Source organism: Psychromonas antarctica (assembly GCF_022267535.1).
In the GTDB taxonomy this organism is placed as follows: domain Bacteria; phylum Pseudomonadota; class Gammaproteobacteria; order Enterobacterales; family Psychromonadaceae; genus Psychromonas; species Psychromonas antarctica.
The window spans coordinates 1-2,695 of the sequence record NZ_JAHNZV010000201.1 but is presented as its reverse complement, the minus strand read 5'-3'; the positions used below and the strand labels follow the sequence as shown (position 1 = coordinate 2,695).

Here is a 2,695-nt window from a genome sequence, read left to right as displayed (position 1 = left end):
CCCTTGTATAGCTTGAAAATTATTTTCACCGAGAATTGCTGTTTATAAAATGGACCTTATACAAAACAAAACTAAGCAATAGTTTTCTATAAACTTTTCGCGTTATACTAAACACAATTATTCACAACGAAAATTTAATATTTATGAGTAACCCTCGATTTTATGATCCGCAACAACTCTTAGTTTCTAGTGAAATTTTGCTTGGGGATGATGCCACACAACATATTCGTGTATTACGTTTAAAAGTCGGTGCAGAAATAATCTTATTTAATGGCTCCGGTGGCCAGTATTTAGCAATCTTGAGTGAGGTGCAAAAACGCAGTTGTATGGCCTTGATCAAGGGATTTCAAGAAACTGATAATGAAAGTCCGCTGCACCTACATCTAGGGCAAGTTATTTCACGTGGTGATAGGATGGAATTTGTTATTCAAAAAGCGGTAGAATTAGGAGTCAATGAAATCACCCCATTAATGAGTGAACGCTGTGGCGTAAAAATCAATGCCGAGCGTATGCTAAAAAAACAGCAACAGTGGCATAAAATTGCGATTGCAGCTTGCGAACAATCAGGCCGTAACATTATCCCAACGATTCACCCCACGCAATCGTTACAAGCATGGTGTGAATGCCAGGAGAGTGCGATCAAACTCACGCTGCACCCACGCGCTAACTATTCAATCAACACATTAGCAAATGATATTAATAAGGTGCGCTTATTAATAGGACCAGAAGGTGGATTGAGCGATGATGAAATAGCGCTAACTAAAACACTTAACTTCACCGAAACATTATTAGGGCCGCGGATTTTACGCACCGAAACAGCAGCCTTAACCGCCATAACAGCACTCCAGTGCCGTTTTGGTGATCTTGCCTAAACAGTAATGAAGGAAAAAATATGTCCATTAAAATTGGCATCGTTATGGATCCAATCTCAGCCATTAAAATTCATAAAGATTCTAGCTTTGCAATGTTATTAGAAGCACAATCGCGAGGCTGGGAGCTTTATTATTTAGAGATGCAAGATCTCTATCTCGAAGATAGTCGCTGTTTTGCTAGCAGTAAAAAATTAACAGTGCAACGCGATGCAGATAACTGGTATCAACTTGAAGAGGCGACAGAGCACCCGCTTTCCGACCTAGATGCCGTTTTAATGCGTAAAGATCCCCCTTTCGATACCGAATATATCTATGCAACTTATCTACTTGAGCGCGCAGAGGATGAAGGATGTTTGATCGTCAATAAACCACAAAGTTTACGTGATGCAAATGAAAAACTATTCACCGCTTGGTTCAGTGAATTCACACCGACAACACTTGTCACTCGGAGCAGCCAAAGGATCCGTGATTTTCATGCAAAGCATCAGGATGTCATTTTAAAACCGCTTGATGGCATGGGAGGCGCCTCCATTTTTCGTATTAAAGAAGATGATGCCAATATTGGTGTCATTATCGAAACCTTGACTGACCATCAACAACGTTACTGTATGGCTCAGAAATTCATTCCTGAAATCGCAGAGGGTGATAAGCGTATTTTAATTGTCGATGGTATTCCTATGCCTTATGCCCTTGCGCGCATTCCGGCGCAAGGAGAAACACGCGGTAACCTCGCGGCAGGAGGACGAGGCGTGGCACAACCACTTTCAGAAAGCGATTGGCATATTGCGAATGCAATCGGTCCTAAACTGAAAGAGAAAGGGCTTATTTTTGTAGGTCTCGATGTGATTGGCGATAAAGTCACTGAAATAAATGTTACTAGCCCAACTTGCATTCAAGAGATTGATAACGCTTATGGCACCAATATCAGTGCGAAACTAATGGATGCAATTGAAAAACGGATAACAAAAACACTGTAATATTGCAAATAGTTGCCATACTTACAATATGGCAACCGCAATAGATTGACCCAAATAGGGAGTATCACATGAGCAATGCCAAAATAACGACAAAAGATGATAACCCTGCAATTCAACGTTCAGAGAGTGAAATAAAGGTTAGTCATAAAACGGAAGTACTCAGTACACTAAAAAATCACTTTTTAATTGCAATGCCTTCGCTAACAGATCCCTACTTTAAACAGTCCGTTGTTTACGTTTGTGAACATGACGCCGGTGGTGCTATGGGTTTTATTATTAATTTCCCGGTTAAGCTAACACTACAAGAGTTATTAAATAACGTCGAAACTATTTCACATCAACCAGAGCCTCCCTTACTCGGCCCCGTTTTTTTAGGCGGCCCACTAGAGCTTGAGCGCGGTTTTGTCTTACATTCGCCTGCCGCTGATAATTCACAAAGTACGCAGCTCAATGAACAGCTGATGATGTCTAATTCTAACGCAGTCTTATCCTCACTGGGGACAGAAAATGCACCAGAGCAATATATAGTCACACTCGGTTATGCAAGCTGGGAAGCGGGACAATTAGAGCAAGAAATTAAAGATAATCACTGGCTGACCATAAAAAGTGAAAATGACATTATATTTAATACTCCCGTTGAAAAACGCTGGACAGAATCACTACACCGTTTAGGGATCAATCCGGATCAACTTTCAACCAGCACAGGACATGCTTAATACCTAACCTCAGTTCTGGATAATGGAAGCGAAATTAGATTAAATATCAAAAAGTTAAAAAACATATTATACAGTGCTGTTAGTTTTGCGTAGTTCAAGGCGAATCATCGCAGCAATAACTGGTTATTGC

General features: G+C 40.6%; 3 protein-coding genes. All 3 read left to right on the top strand.

The genetic code is table 11. The features are described 5' to 3' along the window. Positions 1–143: 143 nt before the first annotated feature. The 3 genes from rsmE to KSO91_RS16855 all read left to right on the top strand — a co-directional run bounded on the left by rsmE (position 144) and on the right by KSO91_RS16855 (position 2,565). A complete protein-coding gene (rsmE, locus tag KSO91_RS16865; RefSeq protein ID WP_238744184.1) occupies positions 144–872 on the top strand; it encodes a 16S rRNA (uracil(1498)-N(3))-methyltransferase in 729 nt (242 codons plus the stop codon). Positions 873–892: 20 nt separating this feature from the next. Further along, positions 893–1,849, top strand: coding sequence for a glutathione synthase (gshB, locus tag KSO91_RS16860; RefSeq protein WP_238744183.1), 957 nt, complete (start codon positions 893–895; stop codon positions 1,847–1,849). A gap of 68 nt (positions 1,850–1,917) precedes the next feature. Continuing rightward, positions 1,918–2,565 (top strand): YqgE/AlgH family protein, encoded by a 648-nt coding sequence (locus tag KSO91_RS16855; protein ID WP_238744182.1) that lies wholly within the window; start codon positions 1,918–1,920, stop codon positions 2,563–2,565. Positions 2,566–2,695: the final 130 nt, after the last annotated feature.

What these genes read in the sequence shown, in the direction of transcription:
- rsmE (WP_238744184.1), top strand. Translation starts at nt 144, where the DNA reads ATGAGTAACCCTCGATTTTATGATCCGCAACAACTCTTAGTTTCTAGT.
- gshB (WP_238744183.1), top strand. Translation starts at nt 893, where the DNA reads ATGTCCATTAAAATTGGCATCGTTATGGATCCAATCTCAGCCATTAAA.
- KSO91_RS16855 (WP_238744182.1), top strand. Translation starts at nt 1,918, where the DNA reads ATGAGCAATGCCAAAATAACGACAAAAGATGATAACCCTGCAATTCAA.